General features: G+C 72.5%; 22 protein-coding genes. 8 read left to right on the forward strand and 14 right to left on the reverse strand.

From position 1 onward, the window contains the following. Nucleotides 1-69: 69 nt before the first annotated feature. The 3 genes from ACIQUR_RS13545 to deoC are packed head-to-tail and all read right to left on the reverse strand — an operon-like array spanning nt 70 to nt 3,357. Nucleotides 70-963 (reverse strand): aldehyde dehydrogenase family protein, encoded by an 894-nt coding sequence (locus tag ACIQUR_RS13545; RefSeq protein ID WP_403663108.1) that lies wholly within the window; start codon nt 961-963, stop codon nt 70-72. Beyond that, nucleotides 956-2,392: an aldehyde dehydrogenase family protein gene (locus ACIQUR_RS13550; RefSeq protein ID WP_403663111.1), complete on the reverse strand. Its 1,437-nt coding sequence runs from the start codon at nt 2,390-2,392 to the stop codon at nt 956-958. Before ACIQUR_RS13550 ends, ACIQUR_RS13545 begins: the two co-directional genes overlap by 8 nt. Before the next feature lie 5 nt (nt 2,393-2,397). Further along, nucleotides 2,398-3,357 (reverse strand): deoxyribose-phosphate aldolase, encoded by a 960-nt coding sequence (gene deoC / locus ACIQUR_RS13555; RefSeq protein ID WP_403663909.1) that lies wholly within the window; start codon nt 3,355-3,357, stop codon nt 2,398-2,400. Nucleotides 3,358-3,507: 150 nt separating this feature from the next. On the opposite strand from deoC, the gene ACIQUR_RS13560 reads away from it, so the two are divergent. The 3 genes from ACIQUR_RS13560 to ACIQUR_RS13570 are packed head-to-tail and all read left to right on the forward strand — an operon-like array spanning nt 3,508 to nt 5,010. Continuing rightward, complete coding sequence (locus ACIQUR_RS13560) at nt 3,508-4,131, forward strand: PH domain-containing protein (protein WP_403663114.1); 624 nt, start codon at nt 3,508-3,510, stop codon at nt 4,129-4,131. Nucleotides 4,132-4,182: 51 nt separating this feature from the next. Next, entirely contained in the window at nt 4,183-4,770 is a 588-nt protein-coding gene (locus ACIQUR_RS13565) for a VanZ family protein (protein ID WP_403663117.1), read from the forward strand. 36 nt (nt 4,771-4,806) lie between these two features. Next, nucleotides 4,807-5,010 (forward strand): PspC domain-containing protein, encoded by a 204-nt coding sequence (locus ACIQUR_RS13570; RefSeq protein WP_403663120.1) that lies wholly within the window; start codon nt 4,807-4,809, stop codon nt 5,008-5,010. A gap of 8 nt (nt 5,011-5,018) precedes the next feature. Here ACIQUR_RS13570 and ACIQUR_RS13575 read toward each other — a convergent pair whose 3' ends face one another. The 3 genes from ACIQUR_RS13575 to ACIQUR_RS13585 form a co-directional block, all read right to left on the reverse strand. Further along, nucleotides 5,019-5,744 (reverse strand): hypothetical protein, encoded by a 726-nt coding sequence (locus ACIQUR_RS13575; RefSeq protein WP_403663123.1) that lies wholly within the window; start codon nt 5,742-5,744, stop codon nt 5,019-5,021. 125 nt (nt 5,745-5,869) lie between these two features. Further along, nucleotides 5,870-6,139, reverse strand: a complete 270-nt coding sequence (locus ACIQUR_RS13580; RefSeq protein WP_403663126.1) for a hypothetical protein — start codon at nt 6,137-6,139, stop codon at nt 5,870-5,872. Between the two features lie 139 nt (nt 6,140-6,278). Next, nucleotides 6,279-7,427, reverse strand: a complete 1,149-nt coding sequence (locus tag ACIQUR_RS13585; RefSeq protein WP_403663129.1) for an adenosine deaminase — start codon at nt 7,425-7,427, stop codon at nt 6,279-6,281. A gap of 331 nt (nt 7,428-7,758) precedes the next feature. On the opposite strand from ACIQUR_RS13585, the gene ACIQUR_RS13590 reads away from it, so the two are divergent. Beyond that, the gene (locus ACIQUR_RS13590) at nt 7,759-8,460 is read left to right on the forward strand and encodes an alpha/beta hydrolase (RefSeq protein ID WP_403663132.1); all 702 of its coding nucleotides are present in this window, start codon (nt 7,759-7,761) and stop codon (nt 8,458-8,460) included. Between the two features lie 112 nt (nt 8,461-8,572). Here ACIQUR_RS13590 and ACIQUR_RS13595 read toward each other — a convergent pair whose 3' ends face one another. Further along, entirely contained in the window at nt 8,573-9,748 is a 1,176-nt protein-coding gene (locus ACIQUR_RS13595) for an ATP-grasp domain-containing protein (RefSeq protein ID WP_403663135.1), read from the reverse strand. Nucleotides 9,749-9,903: 155 nt separating this feature from the next. Here ACIQUR_RS13595 and ACIQUR_RS13600 point away from each other — a divergent pair, with 155 nt between their 5' ends. Beyond that, nucleotides 9,904-11,091 (forward strand): LuxR C-terminal-related transcriptional regulator, encoded by a 1,188-nt coding sequence (locus ACIQUR_RS13600; protein ID WP_403663138.1) that lies wholly within the window; start codon nt 9,904-9,906, stop codon nt 11,089-11,091. Nucleotides 11,092-11,358: 267 nt separating this feature from the next. Here ACIQUR_RS13600 and ACIQUR_RS13605 read toward each other — a convergent pair whose 3' ends face one another. Further along, the gene (locus ACIQUR_RS13605) at nt 11,359-12,264 is read right to left on the reverse strand and encodes a LysR family transcriptional regulator (protein ID WP_403663912.1); all 906 of its coding nucleotides are present in this window, start codon (nt 12,262-12,264) and stop codon (nt 11,359-11,361) included. Between the two features lie 134 nt (nt 12,265-12,398). Here ACIQUR_RS13605 and ACIQUR_RS13610 point away from each other — a divergent pair, with 134 nt between their 5' ends. The 3 genes from ACIQUR_RS13610 (at nt 12,399) to ACIQUR_RS13620 (ending at nt 15,557) form a co-directional block, all read left to right on the forward strand. After that, nucleotides 12,399-13,670: an MFS transporter gene (locus ACIQUR_RS13610; protein WP_403663141.1), complete on the forward strand. Its 1,272-nt coding sequence runs from the start codon at nt 12,399-12,401 to the stop codon at nt 13,668-13,670. A 98-nt stretch (nt 13,671-13,768) separates the two neighbouring features. Beyond that, nucleotides 13,769-14,506, forward strand: coding sequence for a L,D-transpeptidase family protein (locus tag ACIQUR_RS13615; protein ID WP_403663144.1), 738 nt, complete (start codon nt 13,769-13,771; stop codon nt 14,504-14,506). A gap of 73 nt (nt 14,507-14,579) precedes the next feature. Then, nucleotides 14,580-15,557 (forward strand): sigma-70 family RNA polymerase sigma factor, encoded by a 978-nt coding sequence (locus tag ACIQUR_RS13620; RefSeq protein ID WP_403663147.1) that lies wholly within the window; start codon nt 14,580-14,582, stop codon nt 15,555-15,557. Here ACIQUR_RS13620 and ACIQUR_RS13625 read toward each other — a convergent pair. The 6 genes from ACIQUR_RS13625 to ACIQUR_RS13650 all read right to left on the reverse strand — a co-directional run bounded on the left by ACIQUR_RS13625 (nt 15,471) and on the right by ACIQUR_RS13650 (nt 21,716). Beyond that, entirely contained in the window at nt 15,471-15,815 is a 345-nt protein-coding gene (locus ACIQUR_RS13625; RefSeq protein ID WP_403663150.1) for an STAS domain-containing protein, read from the reverse strand. The two genes, ACIQUR_RS13620 and ACIQUR_RS13625, sit on opposite strands and share 87 nt — an antisense overlap. Nucleotides 15,816-15,926: 111 nt before the next feature. Next, a complete protein-coding gene (locus tag ACIQUR_RS13630; RefSeq protein WP_403663153.1) occupies nt 15,927-17,204 on the reverse strand; it encodes a thymidine phosphorylase in 1,278 nt (425 codons plus the stop codon). Between the two features lie 120 nt (nt 17,205-17,324). Further along, entirely contained in the window at nt 17,325-17,726 is a 402-nt protein-coding gene (locus tag ACIQUR_RS13635; RefSeq protein ID WP_403663156.1) for a cytidine deaminase, read from the reverse strand. Then, nucleotides 17,723-18,988 carry an ABC transporter permease gene (locus ACIQUR_RS13640; protein ID WP_403663159.1) on the reverse strand — a complete coding sequence of 422 codons (1,266 nt, stop codon included), beginning with the start codon at nt 18,986-18,988 and terminating at the stop codon, nt 17,723-17,725. The genes ACIQUR_RS13635 and ACIQUR_RS13640 overlap by 4 nt, the downstream gene beginning before the upstream one ends. Beyond that, a complete protein-coding gene (locus tag ACIQUR_RS13645; protein ID WP_399946363.1) occupies nt 18,985-20,100 on the reverse strand; it encodes an ABC transporter permease in 1,116 nt (371 codons plus the stop codon). Before ACIQUR_RS13645 ends, ACIQUR_RS13640 begins: the two co-directional genes overlap by 4 nt. Further along, nucleotides 20,097-21,716, reverse strand: coding sequence for an ABC transporter ATP-binding protein (locus tag ACIQUR_RS13650; RefSeq protein ID WP_403663915.1), 1,620 nt, complete (start codon nt 21,714-21,716; stop codon nt 20,097-20,099). Before ACIQUR_RS13650 ends, ACIQUR_RS13645 begins: the two co-directional genes overlap by 4 nt. Nucleotides 21,717-21,848: the final 132 nt, after the last annotated feature.

The raw sequence follows: 21,848 nt of genomic DNA on the forward strand, positions 1-21,848 counted from the left end.
CGTACCCGGTACGACGGAGCCCCCGGCCGCGGTGTGCGCGGCCGGGGGCTCCGTCATAGGTCCCGCGGGTCAGTACGAGGAGCCGGAGGCGCCCAGGGAGCCCGTGGGGTGCCAGACGGTCTTCGTCTCCAGGAACGCCGTCATGCGCTTCGTGCCGGGGTCGGCCGCCCAGTCGTCCACAGGCTGTGGACGGAGAACGCGCTTCAGGTTGTCCGCCGCCGCGACCTCCAGGTCCTTGGCGAGGGCCGCGTCGGCGCCCGCCAGGTCGATCGCGTTGACGTCCTGGTGCGCGGCCAGGTGGGGGCCCATCTCCGCGGCCTTGCCGGAGAGGATGTTGACGACGCCGCCGGGCAGGTCGGAGGTGGCCAGCACCTCGCCCAGGGAGAGGGCGGGGAGCGGGGACTTCTCCGAGGCGATGACGACGGCCGTGTTGCCGGTGGCGATCACGGGGGCGATCACCGAGACCAGGCCCAGGAAGGACGAGTCCTGCGGGGCGACGACGGTCACCACGCCGGTCGGCTCCGGGGTGGACAGGTTGAAGAACGGGCCCGCGACCGGGTTGGCGCCGCCGACGACCTGCCCGATCTTGTCCGTCCAGCCCGCGTACCAGACCCAGCGGTCGATCGCGGCGTCCACGACCGCGCCGGCCTTGGACTTCGACAGGCCCTCGGCCTCGCCGACCTCGCGGACGAACTGGTCCCGGCGGCCCTCCAGCATCTCGGCGATGCGGTAGAGGATCTGGCCGCGGTTGTACGCGGTCGCGCCGGACCAGCCGCCGAAGGCCTTGCGGGCCGCGACGACGGCGTCACGGGCGTCCTTGCGGGAGGAGAGGGGAGCGTTGGCCAGCCACTTGCCCTTGCTGTCGGTCACCTCGTACACCCGGCCGCTCTCGGAGCGGGGGAACTTGCCCCCGACGTACAGCTTGTAGGTCTTGAAGACGTTCAGACGGGTCACATCAGACATCGAGGTACGCCTCCAGGCCGTGGCGGCCGCCCTCGCGGCCGAAGCCCGACTCCTTGTAGCCGCCGAAGGGCGAGGTCGGGTCGAACTTGTTGAACGTGTTGGCCCAGACGACGCCGGCACGGAGCTTGTTCGCGACGGCGAGGATGCGGGAGCCCTTCTCCGTCCAGATGCCCGCGGACAGGCCGTACTGGCTGTTGTTGGCCTTGGCCACGGCCTCGTCCGGCGTACGGAAGGTCAGCACGGACAGCACCGGGCCGAAGATCTCGTCGCGGGCGACGGTGTGGGCCTGGGTGACCTTGGTGAACAGGGTCGGGGCGAACCAGTAGCCGGCGGAGGGCAGCTCGCAGGCCGGGGACCAGCGCTCGGCGCCCTCGGCCTCGCCGGTCTCGGCGAGGGCGGTGATGCGGGCGAGCTGCTCGGCGGAGTTGATCGCGCCGATGTCGGTGTTCTTGTCCAGCGGGTCGCCCAGCCGCAGGGTGGACAGGCGGCGCTTGAGGGAGTCCAGCAGCTCCTCGTGGATCGACTCCTGGACCAGCAGGCGGGAGCCCGCGCAGCAGACCTGGCCCTGGTTGAAGAAGATGCCGTTGACGATGCCCTCGACGGCCTGGTCGATGGGGGCGTCGTCGAAGACGATGTTGGCGCCCTTGCCGCCCAGCTCCAGGGTGACCTTCTTGTCGGTGCCGGCGATCTGGCGGGCGATGGCCTTGCCGACCGCGGTCGAGCCGGTGAAGGCGACCTTGTTGACGTCCGGGTGCTCGACGAGGGCCGCGCCCGTGTCGCCGTAGCCGGGGATGATGTTGACGACGCCCCTGGGCAGGCCGGCCTGGCGGCAGATGTCCGCGAAGAACAGCGCCGAGAGCGGCGTCGTCTCCGCGGGCTTGAGGACCACGGTGTTGCCGGTGGCGAGCGCCGGGGCGATCTTCCAGGCCAGCATGAGCAGCGGGAAGTTCCACGGGATGACCTGGCCGGCCACGCCGAGGGGGCGCGGGTTCGCGCCGTAGCCGGCGTGGTCGAGCTTGTCGGCCCAGCCGGCGTAGTAGAAGAAGTGCGCGGCGACCAGGGGGAGGTCCGCGTCGCGGGTCTCCTTGATCGGCTTGCCGTTGTCCAGGGTCTCCAGGACGGCCAGCTCGCGACTGCGCTCCTGGATGATCCGGGCGATGCGGAAGAGGTACTTGGCGCGCTCGGAGCCGGGCAGCGCGGACCAGGACGCGAAGGCCTTGCGGGCGGCCTTCACGGCGCGGTCGACGTCGGCGGCACCGGCCTGGGCGACCTCGGCGAGGACCTCCTCGGAGGACGGCGAGACGGTCTTGAAGACCTTGCCGTCGGCGGCCTCGGTGAACTCGCCGTCGATGAACAGGCCGTACGACGGTGCGATGTCGACGACGGAACGCGATTCCGGCGCCGGTGCGTACTCGAATGCGGATGCCATGGGAATCAGTCCACCGTCACGTAGTCGGGGCCGGAGTAACGGCCGGTGCTCAGCTTCTGGCGCTGCATGAGCAGGTCGTTCAGCAGGCTGGACGCGCCGAAGCGGAACCACTCGTTGGTCAGCCAGTCGTCGCCCGCGGTCTCGTTGACCAGGACCAGGAACTTGATGGCGTCCTTGGTGGTCCGGATGCCTCCGGCGGGCTTCACGCCCACCTGGATTCCAGTCTGCGCCCTGAAGTCGCGAACGGCTTCGAGCATGAGCAGGGTGTTGGCGGGGGTGGCGTTGACGCCGACCTTGCCGGTCGAGGTCTTGATGAAGTCGGCGCCCGCGAGCATGCCGATCCAGGAGGCGCGGCGGATGTTGTCGTACGTCGACAGCTCGCCGGTCTCGAAGATGACCTTCAGCCGGGCGGCGCTGCCGTCCTCGCGGACGCACGCCTCCTTCACGGCCTTGATCAGCTCGTAGGTCTCCAGGTAGCGGCCCGCGAGGAACGCGCCGCGGTCGATGACCATGTCGATCTCGTCGGCACCGGCGGCGACGGCGTCGCGGGTGTCGGCGAGCTTCACCGGGAGGGCGGCGCGGCCGGCGGGGAAGGCCGTGGCCACGGAGGCCACCTTCACGTCGGCGCCGTTCAGCGCTTCCCTGGCCGTGGCCACCATGTCGGGGTAGACACAGACGGCGGCGGTCATCGGGGTGGTGCGGTCGGTCGGGTCGGGGTTGACGGCCTTGGCGGCGAGCGCCCGGACCTTGCCCGGGGTGTCGGCGCCTTCCAGCGTCGTGAGGTCGATCATCGAGATGGCCAGGTCGATGGCGTACGCCTTGGCCGTGGTCTTGATCGAACGGGTGCCGAGCGCGGCAGCGCGCGCTTCCAGGCCGACGGCGTCCACGCCGGGCAGCCCGTGGAGGAAGCGGCGCAGTGCGCTGTCGGACGTCGTCACGTCAGCGAATGCGGTGATGGTGGGCATGGTCACCAGATGAGCATATCTACGCGCGTAGCGACCTGTCACCCCCCACCGCTCCTCCGAGCCCGACGTGACACATCTGTGATGGGTGGGGGCCGCCGACGGGGCCGCTCCGCTGCGTCCCGCGGGGCGCGGTGAGGCAGAATCGCGCACATGACCACTCCCCCGCCCCCCGCCGAGCCCGTCTACGCGGACCGCACCTACCGGTCCCCCGCCGCGCTGGTGGCCGGCGTCCTGCTGCTGGGCCTGCTCGGCTGGCTGTGCGGGGACGCGATCGTGCGCGGCACGGGGCGGGCCCCCTGGTTCGCCGGGGCCTCGCTGCTGCTCGGCGTGCCGCTGATCGTCGCCTTCACCCTGCGGCCGGTGGTCTTCGCCAACGACGACCGGCTGCGCGTGCGCAACCCGTTCCGGCTGATCGTGGCCCCCTGGGGGGCCGTGGACGCGCTGCGCGCCGCCTACTCCGCGGAGCTGCTGGCGGGCGGGAAGAAGTACCAGCTCTGGTCGATCCCGGTCTCCCTGCGCCAGCGGAAGCGCGCCAACCGCACCTTCAGCCGCCGCGACGCGATCACCGGCACCTCGGCCGGGTCGGCCGCGGCGCCCAGGGAGGACCGCCGGGCCACCGCCGACCGCACCATCGCGGAGCTGAACGAACTGCACGAGCGGAACGCCGGGCGGCCCTCCGCGCAGGGTGGGATCACGGTCCGCTGGGCGTACGAGATCCTCGCGCCGCTCGCCGCGGGCGTGGTCATGTTCGTGGTGCTGCTCGCCACAGGGTGACCCGGGCAACCACCCGGAACCACGCCGGGCGGCCCCGGCGTCCCTCAAGGCGTGCAACACCGTCATGAGCTGGGCGGCAGTGCCGCCATACGACTCCGCGCCGTGAGCTGCGTGCTGCTCCTCGCGCACCTCGCGCTGGTCGGCTGGGTGACGCTGCGCCCGCTCGACGTGCCGTGGGCGGCGGCCGCGAACCTGACCCCGCTGGAGGGGATCCGGGCGGACCTCGCGTACGGGCCGGTGGAGGCGGCGCGCCGGATCGGCGAGGGGCTCGTGCTGCTGGCGCCGCTCGGTGTCCTGTTCCCGCTGGCCGGCGGGCGGCTGACCGTTTCGCCGCTGGCCTCGTTCGTCCGTACCACCGCCGCCGGGGCGCTCGTCTCGGCGGCGATCGAGCTGCTGCAGACCGGGGTGCCGGGGCAGGTGGTGGACGTGGACTCGCTGCTGCTGAACACCGCCGGGGTGGCGCTGGCGCACCTGGCCGTCGTACCGGTGCTGCGGGCCCGGCTGCGGCGCGCGCGGGCGGCGGCGCTGGCCGCCGAGCCGCCCGCCGGGCCCGGATCTCAGGGGTCGACCCCGAGGATTTCCAGGGTCGGGATCGCCCCGTGGAGCGAGGTTCTGTCCGCGGTGCCGCGGGAGTATTGAGGCATCGCAGAAAGCGACCCGACACAAGGAGTCACCATGAGCGCGCCTCTTGTCCGCCCCTCCGAAGGACGAATGATCGGCGGCGTCTGCGCCGCGCTGGCGCGACGCTTCGGCACCTCGGCGACCACGATGCGGGTGGTCTTCCTGGCCTCGTGCCTGCTGCCGGGTCCGCAGTTCCTGCTGTACCTGGCGCTGTGGGCGCTGCTGCCCTCGGAGAAGAGCCCGAAGACCGCCTGGTAGGGCGCCCGCTAGGGGGCGGTGTGGGCGAGCTTCTCCAGCTGCTTGTCCGCCACCTCGTGCGGGACCTCGGCCTTCTTGCCCGTGGCGGCCACGTTGAGCGCCATCATCCGGACGACGGTGGAACCCTTGCGTACGACGACCAGGTGCACCGGGGCGGAGACGCCCTCGGCGGCCGCGGTGGTGGTCCAGCTGATGCTCTCGTCGCCGGCCACCCGGTAGTCCGCCGCCCGCACCTCGGTGTAGGTGCCGGTCTGCTTCTCGACCGTGGCGGAGAAACCCGCGCCGCAGGCCGCCACGGCCTCGCGCAGCCGGTCGACCAGACGCTTCGCGTCGGCCTCGGCGTAGCTGCTGAGGGAGGCGGAGACCGCGAGGCCGAGCTGCTTCTGTGAGCCGATGCCGCGGTTCACGGTCTCGCCCGCGGCCGGGTCCGGCTTGTCGCCCATGACGTCCGCCAGCGGCTGGCAGGCCTTCCTGTCGGCCTGTGGCTGGCCGTCCGGCGCCGAGGGGTTCTTGGCCTGTGCCGAGATCTGGTAGCCGGCCAGGTCGCCCTGGACCAGCGCGGCCCGCTCCAGTGGGGTGCGGGCGGGGGTCGTGGCGCCCGGGGCGGTGCTCGCGCCGGGGCTTCCGGAGCTCTTGCCCTCGGGGCGGTTCTCCGTACCACCGCCGCAGCCCGCGGCGAGCAGCAGGGCGGGGACGGTGAGGAGCGCCGCCGCGCCCCTGGCCTTCACGCGCATGACGGTGACCTCATCATCCGGATGTGGAGCGGAAGTTGGGGGCGATGGTGGCACAGTGCACGGTGGGGCACACACCCGATCGAAAGGGTGCGCGCCCCGGGTGCCCGCGTTCGAACGCGGCAACGTCAGCCGAGGGGGCCGCCGAGCGGCACGCCGCCGAGCAGGCCGGTGAGGCCGGCGACCGGGTCGGAGGAGTCGCTCTGGGACACCTGACCGGCCTCGGCGTCCTGGGTGTGGTTCAGGGTGTTCTGGAGCGGACCGGCGACACCCGCGACGGTGCCGAGCGCGTCGGCGACGCCCACGGCGGGGGTCGCGGAGGCGGTGCCGGCGGCGGCCGCGGCGAAGGCGGCGCCGAGGACGGCGACACCGAGGGTCTTGGCAGCTGACTGCTTCATGAAATCCAGTCCTTGCGACGGGGAATTGAGCGGCTCCGCAAACTAGCCATGCCAAACCACGTCCCGCAAACATCCTCAAATACGAGGAAGCGCCCGGGAAGGGAATCCCGGGCGCTTCACCGCGTCAGCCGTCCGGCCGCTAGGCGGAGACAGAACCGCTGGTGGAGGCGGTCTGGCGGAAGAGCCACTCCGACTTCAGCTCGGCGTAGCCGGGCTTGATCACGTCGTTGATCATCGCAAGTCGTTCATCGAAAGGAATGAACGCGGACTTCATCGCATTGACGGTGAACCACTGCATGTCGTCGAGCGAATAGCCGAAGGTGTCGACCAGGTGCTCGAACTCGCGGCTCATGCTGGTGCCGCTCATCAGCCGGTTGTCGGTGTTGACCGTCAGCCGGAAGTGCAGGCGGCGCAGCAGGCCGATCGGGTGCTCGGCGTACGAGGCGGCCGCACCGGTCTGCAGGTTCGAGGTGGGGCACATCTCCAGGGGGATGCGCTTGTCGCGCACGTACGAGGCCAGGCGGCCCAGCTTCACGCTGCCGTCGGCGGCGACCTCGATGTCGTCGATGATCTTCACGCCGTGGCCGAGCCGGTCGGCGCCGCACCACTGGAGCGCCTGCCAGATCGACGGCAGGCCGAAGGCCTCGCCCGCGTGGATGGTGAAGTGGTTGTTCTCGCGCTTGAGGTACTCGAACGCGTCGAGGTGGCGGGTGGGCGGGAAGCCCGCCTCCGCGCCGGCGATGTCGAAGCCGACGACGCCGTTGTCCCGGTAGCGGTTGGCCAGTTCGGCGATCTCCAGGGCGCGGGCGGCGTGGCGCATCGCGGTCAGCAGGGCGCCGACGCGGATGCGGTGGCCGTTGGCCTTGGCCCGGCGCTCGCCCTCGCGGAAGCCCTCGTTGACGGCCTCGACGACCTCTTCGAGGGTCAGGCCGCCCTCCAGGTGCTGCTCGGGCGCGTAGCGGATCTCGGCGTAGACCACGCCGTCCTCGGCCAGGTCCTCGGCGCACTCGGCGGCGACCCGGAACAGCGCGTCCCGGGTCTGCATGACGGCGCACGTGTGCGCGAACGTCTCCAGGTAGCGCGGCAGGGAGCCGGAGTCGGCGGCTTCGCGGAACCAGATGCCGAGCTTGTCGGCGTCGGTCTCGGGGAGGTTCTCGTAGCCCGCCGCGACGGCCAGCTCGATGATCGTCCCGGGGCGCAGGCCGCCGTCCAGGTGGTCGTGCAGCAGCACCTTCGGGGAGCGGCGGATCTGATCCGGCGTGGGCAGGTTGGGGGTCTCGCTCGTCATCTCCGCACTTTAACGCCTACGCGCGTAGAGCACTGCGGCAACGGTGTCGGTCGATACGTAACAGTGACCGTGCGGACGGGTGGCGTACACCTCCCGGTCCGAGACTGTTCCGCCGTGACCCCACCCACCGCCGGGCGTCTCCCGGGTGACGCGGCTCTCCACGGCGACGTGTCCGCAGTGCCGCCGGGCGTCCCGGCCTTCCCACGACGCTCCGTTGTGGCGCGAGCGGTGATCGGCGAGCATCTCCGTCAGGGCTCGCGCCCGCCGGGCGGTGCCCGGATGCGCTTCCCCTCACCGACCGGGGCCGGTGATCCCCTCGAAAGAAGGTCTGATGGATCGGCACGCGACCCGTCTCGGACGGGCGAACGGCACGGCACGGGCGGTCGGCGGTGTGGTGCTCCTGCTGCCGGGCACCTCCCCCCTGCTCCCCGGTCCCGTCCGGCCACTGGCCCGGGAACTGGCGCGGGCCGGGGCGGCCGACGGGCTGGTCACCCACCTCGTGCGGTACGGGGACCGGCGCGGGGACCTGGCCCGCGACGCGGAGTGGGGCGCGGACGAGGCGGTACGGCGCTACGGCGACGTGCCGATATGCCTGGCCGGCTTCGGCGCGGGCGGACTGGCGGCACTGCGCGCGGCCGGGCACGGGGCCGTCAACTCGGTCCTGGCGCTTGCGCCTTGTGTGCCGGACGGCGAGACGGGCCCCTCCCCTGAACCGGTGAAACACCTCGCGGGGCGGCAGGTGTTGATCGTGCACGGCACCGACGACGCCCGCACGGACCCGGAGTTGTCGTTCCGGCTGGCCTCCCGGGCGAAGAAGGCGAACCGCAGCACGGCCCGCTTCGAAGTGCACTCCGACGGCCACGGGCTGCGCGAGCACCGGGCCGAAGTGGTGGCCCTGGCCGTGGACTTCGTCCTGGGTGCGGTGCTCGCCCGCCGGTACTCGCGCCCGGTGACCGACGCGCTGGCGGCGCCGCCGCCGCTGGGCCTGCGGATGCCGCTGGCCTCGGGCTTCGGGCGCTCGCTGCGGGGGTAGGGCGGGGCGGGGGTACGGGCGGGGCGGGGGTACGGCCGCCGGCGGCGCTTCTGCCGGCGGACGCCGGCGGGGACGGGGCCGCGATGCTCCGGCCTGATCCGAAAGACAGGGCCTAACGCCGGCTCCCGACCGGGTGGAGCAGGGCCGCCGCGTGGGCGAGCGTGGCGGCCAGGGCCGGGGCGGTGCGCGCCGCGGCCAGGACGTACGCGTGGTGGAAGGAGCCCGAGGGGGGACGGCGTACCGTCGCCCCGACCGGGATCCGGAGCGTCACCCGGACCACGCCCGGCACCGCGCGGGCCGCGGTCAGCTCCCGCTGCGAGATGCGGTGCCCCGGCGGGAAGTCCAGGTAGCGCAGCCCCACGTGCGGGGCGCCCGGGCGGCGTACCGGCTCGGGCAGGCCGAGGCCGGCGGCGAGCGCCAGGGCCAGCGGGTCGGTGCCGTGGGCCAGGCGGAGCAGGGCGGCCAGCTCCTCGCCGCCGGGCCGGGCGTGGGTCTCCACCAGGCGGGGCCCGTGCTCGGTGATGATCAGCTCGGTGTGCGAGGGGCCGTCGCGGTGCCCGGCCAGGTCCAGTACGGCGGCCACCAGCCGGTGGACCGCGGCGCGGACCGACGCGTTGAGGGAGTAGGGGAGTTCGTGCCCGGCGGCGGCGAGCCGGTCGTCACCCGCGGGCAGCCGGCGCGCCCAGCCGAGTATCCGGTGCCGGCCGCCGCGCGAGAAGGCCTCGACGGTCAGCTCGGGCCCCTCCAGGAACTCCTCCACCAGCAGGTCCGTGATCGCGGGGTAGCCCGGCGCGGCGGCCACCGCGTCCGCCGGGTCGAGGATCCGGCGCACCCCCTCGCCGTCGGCGCCGGCCCGGGGCTTGACCACGCAGGGGTAGCCGATGAGGTTGGCGATGAAGGGCAGCAGGTCGGCGCGCCCGCAGCGGGCGAAGGAGACCGGCCGGCCGCCCAGGCCGTTGACCCGGGCCCGCAGCGCGGCCTTGTCCATCAGGGCGGTGACGGCCGAGGGGGGCGTGCCCGGCAGGCCCAGCTCCTCGTTGGCCCGGGCCGCGGCCAGGGCGCTGGCGGCGCCGAAGCCGAACACCGCGGCGCGCCCGGCGCGCACCTCCGCGAGGCCGCCGAGCGCGCCGACCAACCGGGGGTGGTCGCGCCAGTCCGTCCGTACCCGCCGCTCCGCCCCCTCACGGTCGGATGGCACGGGCAGGCCGGGCGCGACCACCACGGGCTGTGCGCCGGCCCGGCGGGCCGCCGCCAGCACGGCGGGGCGCGGGCTGAGCAGAACCGCCACGGGCCGTCCTCGTCGCATACCGCGCTCCCCCCTCACGCCGTGCGACCACTCTGCCCCGGTGTCATATGCCGTCGTGGCGGATCCAGGCGTCAGGTTCGCGTCTGACGGGAACACGAGGGGTTTATAAAGCGTCGGATACCGGGACCAATACGCATATGCCAGCCGACCTGCCTGCCGGGGGACCCGCCGGGAGCCCTGCCGAGCGCTCTGCCGGGAACCCTGCCGAGCGCTCCTCCGTGCCGCCCACCGAGCGGTCCGTCGGGCCGTCCGTGGAGCGGTCCGTCGAGCCGCCGGGCGGGCGCTCCGGCGAGCCGTCCGCCGGTCCGTCGCCGACGGAGGACCCGGCGGAGGCGCTGCTGAGCCCGGAGGCCCGGCGCCTGTACGCCTGGGCCGTCGACCGGCACTCCTTCGGCACCCAGGAGGCGGTCTGCGTCTTCGGGGCGGACGCGGACGGGGCGCTGGCCGAGCTGACCGCCGGGCACCTGCTCCAGCGCGCACCGGGCGGCGGTGACCGCTGGAGCGCCGTGGCGCCGCGGGCGGCGGCGGCCCGGGCACTGGCCCCGCTGGCGCGGCGGGTGCGGGAGACGCAGGGCGAGATGGACCGGCTGAGCGCCGCCCTGGAGGCGCTGGTGCCGGCGTACGAGGCGGGCGCGGCGCAGCGGGACGCGGGCCGGGCGGGGCCGCTGGAGCTGGTGACCGACCTGGGCACGGTCCGGGGGATCATCGCGGAGCTGGCGGAGTCGTGCGAGCACGAGCTGCTGACCTCGCAGCCGGGGGGCGGGCGGCCGGTCGACGCGCTGGAGGAGGCCATCGGGCGGGACGAGTCGATGCTGGCCCGGGGCGTCCGGATGCGGACGATCTACCAGCACACCGCGCGCTACTCGCGGCCCACGGCGGCGTACGTGGAACGGGTGACGGCGCTGGGGGCGCAGGTCCGTACGCTCGGCGACGGACTGATGCGGATGATCATCTTCGACCGGCACACCGGGCTGATGGCGGTACGGGACACGCGGGGCGCGGCACTGGTGGTGCGGGAGCCGAACGTCGTCCACTTCATGACCGGCGCCTTCGAGCGGTCCTGGCTGGGGGCGGAGCCGTTCCCCACGACGGTGGGGCCCGATCTGGCGCGCTCGATCTCGGACGAGCTGCGGGGGACGATCGTGCGGCTGCTGTCGGAGGGGCTGGAGGACAAGGCGATCGCGCGGCGGCTGGGGATGTCGGAGCGGACGTGCCAGCGGCACATCGCGGAGATCATGCGGGGGGTGGGGGCCAGGAGCCGCTTCCAGGCGGGCTACCTGATCCGTGCCGGCTCGCCGCCGGGGCCCGTGCCGGGCGCGGACTAGGTCCCGGTCCCGTGCGGGTCCCGTGCGGGGGCTCGCTGTTGCCAGGTGCGGGTCCCGTGCGGGGGCTCGCTGTCGCCGGGTGCGGGTCGTTGCCGGGTGCGGGTCGTTGCCCTGCGGGGCCGGTTCCCCTACCCGCCCTTCCTCCGTTCCCCGGGGCTCCGCCCCGGACCCCTTCGGGGGCTCCGCCCCCGTACCCCCAGCTCCTCAAACGCCGGAGGGGCTATGTGAAGCCTCGCCGGCGTTTGAGGCGCGGGGCCGGGGCCTGCGTCAGGGGTGGGGGAGTTGGACGTCTCGGAGGAGGGAGCCCCGGCGGGAGAGGAGGAAGCGTTTGAAGGCGGCCACCGGTGGGGTGTCGGGGTGGCCGTCCAGCCAGGCGACGCCGATCTCGCGGACGGCCCGCGGGGCCGTGACGGTCAGTTCGACCACCCCCGGCCGCGGCACCGCGGGCGGCGGCAGGAGGGCGACGCCCAGTCCGGCCGCCACCAGCCCGCGCAGCGTCTCGGCCTCCTCGCCCTCGAACGCCACCCGCGGCTTGAAGCCCGCCTCGGCGCACAGGTCGTCGGTGATCCTGCGCAGCCCGTACCCCGGTTCGAGGGTCACGAAGGTCTCCTCGGCGGCCTCCGCGAGTCGGATCCGCTTGCGGCCGGCCAGGCGGTGGTCGTCCGGGACGACCAGCCGCAGCCGCTGCTCGTCCAGCCGCCGGGCCACCAGGTCGGGGGCCTCCGGCACGGGCGAGGTCAGGCACAGGTCCAGTTCGCCGGCCCGGAGGCGTTCGATCATCGCCTCGCCGTAGTTCTGCACGAGGGAGAACCGCACCCCGGGGTGGTCCACGCGGAAGGCCCGGATCAGGGCGGGTACGGTCTCGGAGCCCATGGTGTGCAGGAAGCCGAAGGCGACCTTGCCGGTGGACGGGTCGGCGTCCGCCCGTACGGAGTCGGCGGCGCGGCCGACCTCGGCGAGGGCCTTCTCGGTGCCGGCGAGGAAGGCCCGCCCGGCCGGGGTGAGGGAGACGGTGCGCCCCTTGCGGGCGAAGAGCGCCACCCCCAGGTCGGCCTCCAGGCGGACCATCGCGCGGGACAAGGTGGGCTGGGGGACGGCCAGTTCGTGGGCGGCGCGGGTGACGTGCTCGTGGCGGGCGACCGCCTCGAACCAGGCCAGGCGGGGGGCCAGCATCTGTGTCACCGCAATGTCTTCTTCGTAACGGCCCATCGACATCCACCCCTGTGACCTGTGCTCATACGTCAGCGCATCGATTATCCCGAATTCACGCATTGGACGCATGAAATGCCCCGGCCTAGTTTTGGGGCATGCCTCCCGCTCATACCGGGGCACCCAGCACCCTGGGTGCCTCCACCCCGTCGTCCCCCGGCTCGCCCGCCCCCCTCGACCCCGGCGCCCCCGGCTACCGCCGGATGAGCTTCGCGCTCTTCGCCGCCGGACTCGCCGCCTTCGCGCTCCTCTACTCCACGCAGGCGCTGCTGCCCGCCGTCTCCGCCTCCTTCGGGGTGACGGCCGGTCAGGCCAGCTGGACGGTGTCCGCCGCGACCGGTGCGCTCGCGCTGTTCGTCCTGCCGCTGAGCGCCCTGTCGGAGCGGTTCGGCCGGACCCGGATGATGACCGCCTCCCTCGCGGTGGCCGTGGGCGTGGGGCTGCTGGTGCCCTTCGCGCCGAACCTGGAGTGGCTGGTGGCGCTGCGGGCCGTGCAGGGCGCCGCACTGGCCGGGCTGCCGGCCAGTGCGATGGCGTACCTGGCCGAGGAGGTCAGGCCCAAGGCGCTGGTCGGCGCGATCGGCCTGTTCGTCGCGGGCAACTCCATCGGCGGGATGAGCGGTCGCCTGGTGACCGGCTGGGCCGCGCAGATGTGGGGCTGGCGGGCCGGGCTGGCCGCGGTGGGCGTGCTGGCGCTGGCGTGCGCGGTGGCCTTCCGGCTGCTGCTGCCCCGGGCGCGGTTCTTCTCCCCCGCCTCCCTCGACCCGCGCGCGGTGGGCCGTACCGTCACCGGTCACCTGCGGGACCCGCTGCTGCTGCGGCTGTACGGGATCGGTGCGCTGTTCATGACCGTCTTCGGCGCGGTCTACACGGTGATCGGCTACCGGCTGGTGGACGGTTTCTCGCTGCCCCAGGGCGTGGTGGGCTCGGTCTTCCTGGTCTACCTGGTCGGTACGGCGTCCTCGGCGGCGGCCGGGCAGCTCGTGGCCCGGACGGGCCGGCGCGGTGCCCTCTACCTGGCGGTGTCGACCACCGCCGCGGGCCTGCTGCTGTCCCTCTCGGACGCGCTGGCCGCCATCCTGGTGGGGCTGGTGCTGATCACCGCCGGGTTCTTCGCCGGGCACGCGGTGGCGTCCTCCTCGGTGAGCCGGGCGGCGAAGACCGGTCGCGCGCAGGCTTCGGCGCTCTACCAGTCGGCGTACTACCTCGGGTCCAGCGCGGGCGGCACGCTCGGCGCGGTGGCCTACCACGCCGCCGGGTGGGGGGCGACGGTCGCGCTGGGGCTCGGCGCGGTGCTGGGCGTCGTGTCGATCACGCTGTACGGGTCGCGGGTGGCCCGGCTGGAGCGTCTGGGCCCGCGTACCGCGTAAGTACCGGCACATCTACGGCCGTTCGCCGCGCAACTGCCCCCGCTCCCCCGCGCGTCCAACCTCCGAGACCTATCAGGGTGCGGGGACGGGAGGACGCGATGGGGGCGTTGGCGGCGATACGTACGGTACGGACGGGGCGGAAGGTACGGCTGGGACGCAGGGCCGGACTGGCGGGCGCGGTGGCCGCGCTGGCCGCGCCGCTCGTGGTGGTGGCCGGGGGCACGCCGGCCCAGGCGGCCTCGTGCAACCTGAGCACGGGCCCCTACCAGTCGCAGGTGGAGAAGTTCCTGGGGCGGCCGGTCGACGGGCGGCAGTCGCTCGCGGACTGCCAGGCCATCAGGGCCTTCCAGGCGAAGCACGGCATCACCCCGACCGTGGGGTACGCCGGGCCGCTCACCTGGCGCACGATGAGCACGATGCTGGCCCAGCGGGCGGCGGGCAACAACCCGAACAAGGCGGGCACCTGCCCGGTGAACCGCGGGCGCATCGCGTGCGTCGACCTGACCCGGCAGCTGAGCTGGATCCAGGACGGCAGGACGCTGAAGTACGGACCGGTGCCGGTGCGGACGGGCAAGGACGGCACCGAGACCAGGACCGGCCTGAAGAAGATCTACTACCGCAACATCAACCACTGGTCGACGATCTACAAGGTGTGGATGCCGTACTCGCAGTTCTTCGACGGCGGGCAGGCCTTCCACTCCACGAACAAGTCCATGTGGAACCCGCCGGGCTCCGGCGGGTGCGTGAACATGCGGCCCGCGGACGCGAAGGCGTACTGGAACCTGCTCAAGAACGGCGAGGACGTGTTCGTGTACGGGCGGAAGCCGGGCACCTGAGCCTTTCCGGCTGCCGCTGTCAGTGCCCTCGGGTAGGTTCCGGAGGAGAGGACCTACCTGGGGGACGGCAGGCATGAGCGATCTGGCGACACGACCCGAACTCGACGCCGCGATGGAGCAGTACCGGAGGGAACTGACCGGGTACTGCTACCGCATGCTCGGCTCGTCCTTCGACGCGGAGGACGCGGTGCAGGACACCTTCGTGCGCGCCTGGCGCTCGTACGACAGGTTCGAGGGCCGCTCCTCGCTGCGGTCCTGGCTCTACCGCATCGCGACCAACGTCTGCCTCGACCAGCTGAACGCGGGGAACAGGCGGGCCCGCCCCATGGACCTCACCGACCAGGGGCACCAGGCCACCGCGGTGCTCAACAGCCGGCCCGAGGTGACCTGGCTGGAGCCGGTGCCGGACGGGCGGGTGCTGCCGCAGACGGCGGACCCGGCGGAGATGGCGCTGGCCAAGGAGTCGGTGCGGCTGGCCTTCATGGCCGCGCTCCAGCACCTGCCGGCCAGGCAGCGGGCCGTGCTGATCCTGCGCGAGGTGCTGGCCTGGAAGGCCGACGAGGTCGCGGAGCTGCTGGAGACCTCGGTGGCCTCGGTGAACAGCGCGCTCCAGCGGGCGCGGGCGACGATGTCCGCGCAGCGGATCAAGGAGAGCGAGTCGGCCGACCCGCTGGACGAGGAGCAGCGGGACCTGCTGGCCCGGTACCTCTCCGCCTTCGAGTCGTACGACATCGCGAAGCTGACCACCCTGCTGCACGAGGACGCGGTGCTGTCGATGCCGCCGTACGACCTGTGGATCCAGGGCCCGGCGGAGATCGCCGCCTGGCACCTGGAACAGGGCATCGGCTGCAAGGGCTCGCGGCTCCTCCCGACGACGGCGAACGGCATGCCGGCCTTCGGGCAGTACCGGCCGAGCGCGTCGGGCAGCGGGCACGAGCCGTGGGCGCTGCAGGTGCTGGAGGTGTCAGCCGGGCGGATCACCGGGCTCAACGCCTTCCTCGACACCGCGCGGTGGTTCCCGCTCTTCGGGCTCCCCGAGCGTCTCCCGTAGGCCGGTCAGCTCCAGGAGGGCGGCCAGCGCGGGCGGGGTGCCGGCCAGGCGGAGCCGTCCGCCGTGGCGGCGGGCGGTGAGGGCCAGGCGGGCCAGGGCGTCGAGGGTGGGGAGGCCGGGGCGGGTCAGGGCGCTGAGGTCGCAGACGACGGTGTGCGCGCCGCGGCGGTAGCGGGCCGCGAGGTCCTCACACAGGCCCTGTACCGCGTCCGCGGGCACCCCGGGGCCCGGGAGGGTCATCTCTTCCGTGATCGTCACGCAGGGTTGACCGGTGGCGCCGCCGGAACTCATCGGCAGGGGCACCGGACCGTCGGCGGGCCGGGACTCGCGGGTGCGAGTCCCGGCCCGCCGACGGCCGGAGGCGCAGGACTACGCGATGCGGTCCAGGACGATCGGGGTGGCCGAGAAGGCGGTGCCGGCCGGGGAGACGTCGTACGAGCCCTCCAGCGCGGAGAGGGCGTACTCGAACTTCTCCGGGGTGTCCGTGTGGAGCGTCATCAGCGGCTGGCCGGCCGTGACGGAGTCGCCCGGCTTGGCGTGCAGCTCGATGCCCGCGCCCGCCTGCACCGGGTCCTCCTTGCGCGCCCGGCCGGCGCCCAGGCGCCAGGCGCCGACGCCCACCGCGTACGCGTCCAGGCGGGTCAGCACGCCGGAGGTCGAGGCGGTCACCACGTGCTGCTCCCGGGCCACCGGGAGGGCGGCGTCCGGGTCGCCGCCCTGGGCGGAGATCATGCGGCGCCAGTGGTCCATGGCGGAGCCGTCCTTGAGGGCCCTGGCCGGGTCCGCGTCCTTGATGCCGGCCGCGTCCAGCATCTCCTTGGCCAGGGCCACGGTCAGCTCGACGACGTCGGCCGGGCCGCCGCCGGCGAGGACCTCGACCGACTCGCGGACCTCCAGCGCGTTGCCCGCGGTCAGGCCGAGCGGGGTGGACATGTCGGTGAGCAGCGCGACGGTCTTGACGCCCGAGTCGGTGCCGAGGCCGACCATGGTGCGCGCCAGCTCGCGGGCGTCCTCGATGTTCTTCATGAAGGCGCCGGAGCCCACCTTCACGTCCAGCACCAGGGAGCCGGTGCCCTCGGCGATCTTCTTGGACATGATCGAGGAGGCGATCAGCGGGATGGCCTCGACGGTGCCGGTCACGTCACGCAGGGCGTAGAGCTTCTTGTCGGCGGGGGCCAGGCCGTCGCCCGCGGCGCAGATGACCGCGCCCGTGGTGTCCAGGACGTGCAGCATCTCCTCGTTGGAGAGCAGCGCGCGCCAGCCGGGGATGGACTCCAGCTTGTCGAGGGTGCCGCCGGTGTGGCCGAGGCCCCGGCCGGAGAGCTGCGGGACGGCCGCGCCGCAGGCGGCGACGAGCGGGGCGAGCGGCAGGGTGATCTTGTCGCCGACGCCGCCGGTGGAGTGCTTGTCCGCCGTGGGGCGGGAGAGGGAGGAGAAGTCCATGCGCTCGCCGCTGGCGATCATCGCGGCGGTCCAGCGGGCGATCTCGGCGCGGTTCATGCCGTTGAGCAGGATCGCCATGGCGAGCGCGGACATCTGCTCGTCGGCCACCACGCCGCGGGTGTACGCGTCGATGACCCAGTCGATCTGCTCGGGGCTCAGCTCGCCGCGGTCGCGCTTGGTGCGGATGACGGAGATGACGTCCATGGATGACTACCTTTCCGGCGGTACTCGTACATCGTCGTACTGATGCGCGACTCTACGCGCATAGAGACTCGGAAACCTGACGGCCCCTCCGCGCTGGGGCGGAAGGGCCGTCGGGGGTGCTTACTTCAGGTGGCCGGGGCCGAAGGCCTGCGGCAGCATCTCGGAGAGCGGCAGGATGCCCTCCGGGGTGTCCACCAGGAGTTCGGGTCCGCCGAACTCGAACAGCAGCTGGCGGCAGCGGCCGCACGGGACGAGCAGGCCGCCCTGGCCGTCCACGCAGGTGAAGTGCGTGAGCCGGCCGCCGCCCGTGGCGGCGAGGGTGGAGACGAGCCCGCACTCGGCGCACAGGCCCAGGCCGTAGCTGGCGTTCTCCACGTTGCAGCCGGTGATCGTGCGGCCGTCGTCCACCAGGGCGGCCACGCCGACCGGGAAGCCCGAGTAGGGGGCGTACGCCCGGGACATCGCGTCCCGGGCGGCGGCCCGCAGGGCCTCCCAGTCGACCGCGCCGGTCGCCGGGGTCACTTGCCCTGGCCCTTGCGGTACGGCAGACCGTCGGCCTTCGGCATGCGCAGGCGCTGCGCCGACAGGGCGAGCACCAGCAGCGTGGTGACGTACGGCGCGGCGTCGACGAACTGGCTGGGCAGCACGTCGGTGAGCGCGTACCAGGCGAAGACGCCGGCGCCGACGGCCAGCGCGATGCCGGCCTGCCAGTGCTTGCGCTTGTACAGCTGCCAGGCCGCGGCCAGCACGAGGAGGATGCCCACCAGCAGCAGCATCGCGTGGACGTTCTCGGCACCGCCGCGCAGCTTGAGGCTGTCGGTGAAGCCGAACAGGCCGGCGCCCAGCGCCATGCCGCCCGGCATCCAGTTGCCGAAGATCATCGCGGCGAGACCGATGTAGCCGCGGCCGCCGGTCTGGCCCTCCTGGTAGATGCCGGTGGAGACGATGGCGAGGAACGCGCCGCCGAGGCCGGCCAGGCCGCCGGAGACGATCACGGCGATGTACTTGTACTTGTACACGTTCACGCCGAGGGACTCGGCCGCGATCGGGTTCTCACCGCAGGAGCGCAGGCGCAGGCCGAAGGAGGTCCGCCAGAGCACCCACCAGGTGGCGGGGATCAGCAGCAGGGCCACGACGGTCAGCCACGACAGGTTGGTGACCAGGCCACCGAGCACACCCGCGAGGTCCGAGATGAAGAACCAGTGCTTGCCCTGGAGGTCGGCCAGCCAGGTCGACAGCCCCTCGATGTTGATGACGTCGATCTGCTCGATGCGCGGGGACTGCTTGGAGGAGCCGCCCTCGGCCTCGGCGAACGTGTAGTTCGAGAGGTACTGGGTCATGCCGATCGCCAGGATGTTCACGGCCACACCGGAGACGATGTGGTTGACGTTGAACGTCACGGTGATGATCGCGTGCAGCAGGCCGCCGAGCGCGCCGCCGACGATGCCCAGGGCCACGCCGGTCCAGGGCCCCCACTGGTAACCGGCCCAGGCGCCGAACCAGGTGCCGAGGATCATCATGCCTTCGAGGCCGATGTTGACCACGCCCGCGCGCTCGGCCCACAGACCGCCGAGACCGGCCAGGCCGATCGGGACGGCGAGCTGGAGCGCGCCGGACACCTGGCCGACGGAGGTCAGGTCGTTGGCGCCGCTGATCAGCCGGACCAGCGACACCAGGCCCAGGCCACCCGCGATGATCAGCAGGATCCACGGCAGGGTCAGCTTCTTGCGGCCGCCGCTCTTCTTGGGCGCGGCGCTCGTCGCGGAGACGGTGCTGGTGCTCACGCCGCGACCTCCTTATCGGTCTTCATGGCGCCACCGGCGGCCAGCTCCTCGCCGACCTTCTGCTGCTGGCGGCGGATGCCGTAGCGGCGGACGAGTTCGTACGAGACGACGACCGCGATCACGATCAGGCCCTTCATGATCGTGGCGATTTCCTTGGCGTACCCGTACTGGTCCAGGGAGGCGGACGCCTTGTCCAGGAACGCGATCAGCAGGGCGCTGAAGAAGATGCCGACCGGGTTGTTGCGGCCCAGCAGCGCGATGGTGATGCCGGTGAAGCCGACACCGACCGGGAAGGACAGGCTGTACGTGTGGGTGTCGCCCAGCAGGGTGGGCATGCCGGCCAGGCCGGCCACGGCGCCCGAGATCAGCATCGAGGTGAGGATCATCTTCTTGGCGTCCACGCCCGAGGCCTGGGCCGCGGACTCGCTGGCGCCGGTGGCGCGCAGGTCGAAGCCGAAGCGGGTCCGGTTGAGGACGAACCAGTAGACGACGCCCAGGGCGAAGGCCACGAAGGTGAAGCCGTAGATCTCGCCGGAGTCGCCCATGCTGACGGCCGGGAACCAGCCGGACTCGGGGATGTCACCGGTGGTGAGGTCGTTCGAGCCCTCCGGCTGCACGCCGAGGTTCTTCGGCAGCAGCAGCCAGGCGATCAGGCTGGTCGCGATGGCGTTCAGCATGATCGTGGAGACGACCTCGCTGACGCCGCGCTTGGCCTTGAGGACACCGGCGATGCCGGCCCAGAAGGCGCCGACGCACATCGCGACGACCACGATCAGCAGGATCTGCAGCGGGCCGGGCAGCGTCACGGAGGCGCCGACGACGGCCGAGAGCATCGCGGCCAGGCGGTACTGGCCGTCGACGCCGATGTTGAAGAGGTTCATCCGGAAGCCGATGGCGACGGCCAGGGCTGCCAGGTAGTACGTGCCGGTCTGGTTCAGGATCAGGACCTGGACGTCCTCGTAGCCGGCGTTCTCGATCATCAGCCGGATCGGCTCGATCGGGTTGACGCCGGTCGCCAGCAGCACCAGCGAGGTCAGGACGAACGCGCTGGCCAGGGCGAGCACCGGTCCGGCGGCGCCCAGGATCAGCTTGTCCTTGTCGATCTTCTTCATCGGCCCTCGTCCTCCGGCGAATCGGCGCCCGCGGCGGAGTCGTTGTTCTCGGTCTCGGTCTGGGTGCCGTTCTCGCCGGCCTCCAGGTGGCCCCGGGCCGCGCCGGTCATGGCGGTGCCCAGCTCCTCCGGGGTGATGGTCGCGGGGTCGGCGTCCGCGACCAGACGCCCGCGGTAGATCACGCGGAGCGTGTCCGACAGGCCGATGAGCTCGTCGAGGTCGGCCGAGATCAGCAGGACCGCCAGGCCCTCGCGGCGGGCATCGCGGATCGCGTCCCAGATCTGCGCCTGCGCGCCGACGTCCACACCGCGGGTGGGGTGGGCGGCGATGAGGAACTTCGGGTCGTGGCTCATCTCGCGGCCGACGATCAGCTTCTGCTGGTTGCCGCCGGAGAGGGAGGCAGCGGTGACCTCGATGCCGGGGGTGCGGACGTCGTACTCGCGCACGATCCGCTCGGTGTCCTTGCGGGCCGCCTTCGGGTCGAGGATGCCGCCCTTGGAGTTCGGGCGCTCGGTGACGTGGCCCAGGATGCGGTTCTCCCACAGCGGGGACTCCAGCAGCAGGCCGTGCCGGTGCCGGTCCTCGGGGATGTAGCCGATGCCGCCCTCGCGCCGCTTGCGGGTGGGCGTCGTCGAGATGTCCTTGCCGTCCAGCGTGATGACGCCGCCGTCCGGGATGCTCATGCCCATCAGGGCCTCGATGAGCTCCGTCTGGCCGTTGCCCTCGACACCGGCGATGCCGAGCACCTCACCCTTGTGGATGGTGAAGTCGATGCCGGCCAGCACCTCGCGGACCACGCCGTCGGGGTCGGTGGCCGTCAGCTTCAGGTCGGAGACCGTCAGCATCGGGGTGGTGGTGACCGTCGACTCGCGGGTCTCCGGCGAGGGCAGCTCGCTGCCGACCATCAGCTCGGCGAGCTGCTTGGTGGTGGCGGTCCTGGGGTCGGCGGTGCCGACCGTGGTGCCGCGCCGGATGACGGTGATGTCGTCGGCGACCTTCAGCACCTCGCCCAGCTTGTGGGAGATGAAGATGACCGTCAGGCCCTCGGACTTGAGCTCCCGCAGGTTGTCGAAGAGCGCGTCCACCTCCTGCGGCACGAGCACGGCGGTCGGCTCGTCGAGGATGAGGATCCGGGCGCCGCGGTAGAGGACCTTGAGGATCTCCACGCGCTGGCGGTCGGCGACACCGAGGTCCTCGACCAGGGCGTCCGGGCGCACGCCCAGGCCGTAGGCGTCGGAGATCTCCTGGATCTTCTTCCGGGCCTTGGCGCCGATGCCGTACAGCTTCTCGCCGCCGAGGACCACGTTCTCGAGGACGGTGAGGTTGTCGGCGAGCATGAAGTGCTGGTGCACCATGCCGATGCCGCGGGCGATGGCGTCGCCGGGCGTGTTGAAGGAGACCTGCTCCCCGTCGATGGCGATGGTGCCCTCGTCCGGCTTCTGCATGCCGTAGAGGATCTTCATCAGGGTCGACTTGCCGGCGCCGTTCTCACCGATCAGGGCATGCACGGTGCCCTTGCGGACGGTGATCGCGATGTCCTTGTTGGCGACGACGCCGGGGAAGCGCTTGGTAATGCCGTGCAGTTCTACGGCGGGGGGCGGGCTGGACGCGTTGATGACGCACTCTCCTTGGCGCGAAGGAGCGGGAAGGCAGGGTCTGGCGGTGACGGGGGGCAGGGCTGGGAGGCGGTGAGAGAAGGTATCGCGTCCACGACACCTCTACGCGCGTAGCGCTGCCGAAAAAGAAAA

Origin of the sequence: Streptomyces sp. NPDC101132 (genome assembly GCF_044759225.1) — a bacterium.
Classification (GTDB): Bacteria; Actinomycetota; Actinomycetes; order Streptomycetales; family Streptomycetaceae; genus Streptomyces.